The 3,948-nt window shown below is 45.8% G+C and carries 4 protein-coding genes; 3 read left to right on the top strand and 1 reads right to left on the bottom strand.

From position 1 onward, the window contains the following. Both rlmB and QUA04_RS19685 read left to right on the top strand, forming a co-directional pair. The coding region (gene rlmB, locus QUA04_RS19690) for a 23S rRNA (guanosine(2251)-2'-O)-methyltransferase RlmB (RefSeq protein ID WP_333171344.1) at positions 1 to 950 on the top strand (950 nt) is incomplete at its 5' end. A 295-nt stretch (positions 951 to 1,245) separates the two neighbouring features. Continuing rightward, complete coding sequence (locus QUA04_RS19685) at positions 1,246 to 1,524, top strand: DUF1816 domain-containing protein (RefSeq protein WP_333044387.1); 279 nt, start codon at positions 1,246 to 1,248, stop codon at positions 1,522 to 1,524. A 128-nt stretch (positions 1,525 to 1,652) separates the two neighbouring features. On the opposite strand, the gene QUA04_RS19680 is transcribed toward QUA04_RS19685, so the two are convergent. After that, positions 1,653 to 2,489, bottom strand: coding sequence for an alpha/beta hydrolase (locus tag QUA04_RS19680; RefSeq protein WP_333259530.1), 837 nt, complete (start codon positions 2,487 to 2,489; stop codon positions 1,653 to 1,655). Between the two features lie 206 nt (positions 2,490 to 2,695). On the opposite strand from QUA04_RS19680, the gene QUA04_RS19675 reads away from it, so the two are divergent. Further along, complete coding sequence (locus tag QUA04_RS19675; protein ID WP_333259526.1) at positions 2,696 to 3,925, top strand: calcium-binding protein; 1,230 nt, start codon at positions 2,696 to 2,698, stop codon at positions 3,923 to 3,925. Positions 3,926 to 3,948: the final 23 nt, after the last annotated feature.

Genomic DNA, 3,948 nt, shown 5'->3' with positions numbered 1-3,948 from the left:
GCAACAATTTCCGAGACAGAAACAGAGACAGCAGCCCGCAGGAATCCAGGGGCAATTATTACAAAGACAGAGACAAAGACAATAGCCCCCAGGAATTCCGGGGCAACCATTTCAGAGACAGAGACAAAGACAGAGACACTCGCCCTGTTGACACTGCCTCAAATACAGTCGTGCAACCAGACGCAGACACAGACGACATGATTTACGGCCGCCATGCGGTGCAAGCAGCTTTAGAAACAAACCAAGTCCTCAACCGGATCTGGGTTGTTCCCCACCTGCGCTACGATCCCCGCTTTCACAGCTTGCTAACCGAAGCCAAAGCCAACGGCAGCATCATTGACGAAGTTGACGATTTGCGCCTCGACTACATCACGCGCAAAGCAAACCATCAAGGCGTAGCCGCTCAAGTATCAGCTTACGAATACCTGGATTTGAGCGAACTGATCGCGAAGGCTAAGTCGGCTTGCGAAGATCCAGTAATTGTGGTAGCAGAAGGACTCAACGACCCGCACAATCTAGGGGCAATTATTCGCACCGCAGAAGCATTGGGATCTCAGGGCATGGTGATTCCCCAGCGGCGGGCTGTTGGGATTACCTCGGCAGTGAGAAAAGTGGCAGCAGGGGCATTGGAAAGCCTGCCCGTGGCGAGGGTTGTCAATCTTAACCGGGCGCTGGAAGAACTCAAAGAGGCTGGATTCTGGATTTATGGCACTGCAGCAGGCGTCGGTCAATCTATAGAGACAGTCAAGTTCTCCGGGCCCACTGTTTTAGTGGTGGGTGGTGAAGCTGACGGTTTGAGCCTTTTGATACAGCGCGGCTGTGACGGATTAGTTTCAATTCCTTTAAGGGGCCATACTCCTAGCCTGAATGTCTCGGTAGCAACGGGGATGGCTTTATACGAAATTTACCGCCAGCGCGGGCCCAAAAAGTTTCACGTACATGGCTCCTAAAGGTGGTTGAAAAAAAGAGTACAACAGAGTAGCTTATTGTGAATGCCGCCCAGAATAGAGTGGCACCACACCCGGAACAAGTAAGGATAGCCGATCGACTCTCGTTACTTGTTCAGGCGAAAGTAGAAGGGGCCTTGCCCCTAGGTTCAAACAGGAATTCGACACCAATCTATTTAGAGATCAGCTTTAAATAGGTTTGGACGGTTCTTGGCAGCAGTCAGCCACGTGTAAATAACAAAAGCCTAGGCGTGTTCGCAGCACCCTGAAAACACCATCAAATACATTAGAAAAGCAGATGAAAGAATTCTTGATTACCTTACTCAACTTTTTCGGATTGGCTTGGTGGGTTGAAGTTAAAACTTCAGCGCCGCGGTGCATTTACTATTTTGGCCCGTTCTTAACCGATGGAGAGGCGGAAGCTGCAAAAGCAGGATATGTAGAAGACATAGAAAATGAAGGGGCAGAAGGTGTTAGTGTTTCGATTTACCGCTGCAAACCAATTACTTTGACTGTTGCAGAAGATTTGGGAAAGCTTGGTGATGGAGGGCTGTGGCCGGTTTTGAGCGGTCAGTAGAAGCAGGGGATTTTTGAGTTGTGAGAGGGCTACGCTTCCCTCACAACGTTGTGCGGTTTTGAGTTGTGAGTTGTAACTTCAAAACTCTTGATTGTTGGGTGATAAATTGCTTGTGACCAACTCCAAACTCAACACTCGCAATTGCCAACTGCTTCGGGGTGACTCTCAATCCAGTGATCGATGTCTGCGAGTACCCGATCGGGAATTTCCCAAGGGAACAAGTGGGCTGTATTTGGGTAGCACTGCCACTGACAATCGTGGAGGTGGCGGGCGGTTTCTAAACTGGATGCTGAGGTGATGTGCCGATCGGCCTCTCCGGCGAGCACCAAGCACGGACATTGAATGTCGCCCAGGTGGAGCCGTCGATCGTATCCGGCCCTCAGAGCGGTATTTAATGCCTTGGTGGCCGTGTTGGAAGTCTTGAGGTAGGCGGGGGTACCTGCCTGTGCTAAGTAGCGGTAAGGGGTGGCTGTATGCTGCTGTATCAAGTAGCGAAAGAGCGATCGCCTAGCAAAAGTATCAATATTCCACTGCCAACCTGGTATCACCCAATTGATAATTCCGGCTAAACCGGTGTAAAGGTTATCTTGCCAAGAGATGGGAGGGTGACTTCCTCGCGGTTTGGCTGCGGATGCAAGGAGAATTAAACCGGTGACTCGCTGGGGATATTTCATGGCTAATTCCAGAGCTAAAATCCCTCCCAAAGACCATCCGATCACCAAACACCGATCGACTCCTAATCTATCTAATAGTGCTTCTAAATCGACCAGATGATCGGTCATTTCAAAGCTAGTTGAGGTTCGGCTGTTGCCGTATCCCCGCAAGTCTGGGGCGATCGTCTGGAACCGTTTTGATAAGTGTTCTGTGAAGACGGACATACAATCGCCGGAACCTGGATGGCCGTGCAAGCAGAGGATCGGAAATCCTTTTCCTTTGACTGAAACGCTGAGTTTTGTGTGTGGCATTTTCTGATTACTCGATCGAACGAATTAAATAAAATTGAAAAATCTTAAAACTCCTCAAAAAATATTAATTATTAATACATCTTATTTCTCGAATTACTTGATTTAAATTTAATTATATCTAACTTGCCTGTGTTGTCAAGAAATAACGTTTTTACCTAAAGTAAGGTGAATTGGGAAAAAACCGATCAATACCTTAGAAGGACAATATGGCTAACTATGATATTTTTGACGAAAATTACTACCTCACAAAATATCCCTTTGTTCAACAAGCTATCGATCGAGGAATTATCAGTTCTGGCAAAGAACACTTTGAAAAATTTGGCCAAAAACTCGGTTTCACGGAAGTATCGCGATATTACGATGAAAATTACTATCTCGCCAACAATCCCGCAGTCGCGGCCGCTGTCAGTTCAGGAGCTTTTGTCTCAGGGTTAGATCACTTTATTCAGTTTGGCTGGGAACAAGGTCTTGTCAATACATCGGCTGACTACGATGAATCGTTTTATTTAAAGCGATACCCCGTACTTGCTCCCTTTGTGCAGAACCAAACTTTCAAATCTGGTTTTGAGCACTTTATCAAATTCGGAGCCCAAGAAAGCCTTTATGCGAGTACCTTTTTTGAACCCGAATATTTGCTGAAAAACCCGGATGTAGCAGCAGCAGTCCAAGCAGGAGTTTTCAAAACAGGCGGAGAACATTACCGAAAATTTGGACAATTTGAGCCAAGCCGCTCTGCAACCTTTGTCGGTACTACAGGCAGTGACGTTGTGGCTGGATTTGGCGTAGGGAAAGTTGAAATCACCGGCGTTCAAGTATCTTTAGATGCAGCAGGCAATCGAGTTTATGAAAAAAACAACTATTATCTCGATCAAGATACCTTAATTAGCAGTCAAGGCTCTGATACTTTTGTGCTTGGTGTTGGGGATTTTTCCCATACCAATGATTCTATTTTCTACAGGGGTTTTGGAAACATACCTGTTATTATTAAAAATTTTGACCCGCAAGCAGATTCGATCCAACTGGCAGGAACGCGAGGAGAGTATCTATTCTCGTCTGGAGAGAATAGCAGCAATTATAATATTTTGCTAGGCGATGGTAGAGGTATCGAAAGAGTTGCTCAAATTGATGGAAATGCCAATATTCCATTTCTAGCAAATCGAGGTCGCGGTCTTTTGATTTTTAGTATAGATAGTGTATTGGATAACTTTTCGGAATTTGAATATTTGCAAAAAAATCCCGATGTTGCTGCGGCTGTGAAAGCAGGAAGTTTCTCTTCAGGTCTCGATCATTATACAAAATTTGGACAATTTGAACCGAATCGTTCTGCCACTTTTGTTGGAACTAATGGAAATGATATTGTCACTGCTTTTGGCAAGGGAAAAACGGCTCTCCTGAGTTTATGGTGTAAAATAGCTCAACCAATACAGTTAGAGTAATGAGCTTTCATTTAGACTATTTA

Source organism: Microcoleus sp. S13_C5, assembly GCF_036700845.1.
Classification (GTDB): domain Bacteria; phylum Cyanobacteriota; class Cyanobacteriia; order Cyanobacteriales; family Microcoleaceae; genus Microcoleus.
The sequence above is the reverse complement of the archived record's forward strand: the minus strand, read 5'-3'. Positions and strand labels throughout refer to the sequence as shown.

Bases quoted from the DNA above. Each gene is read 5' to 3' on its own strand.
- QUA04_RS19685 (WP_333044387.1), top strand. From the start codon at position 1,246: ATGAAAGAATTCTTGATTACCTTACTCAACTTTTTCGGATTGGCTTGG.
- QUA04_RS19680 (WP_333259530.1), bottom strand. From the start codon at position 2,489: ATGCCACACACAAAACTCAGCGTTTCAGTCAAAGGAAAAGGATTTCCG.
- QUA04_RS19675 (WP_333259526.1), top strand. From the start codon at position 2,696: ATGGCTAACTATGATATTTTTGACGAAAATTACTACCTCACAAAATAT.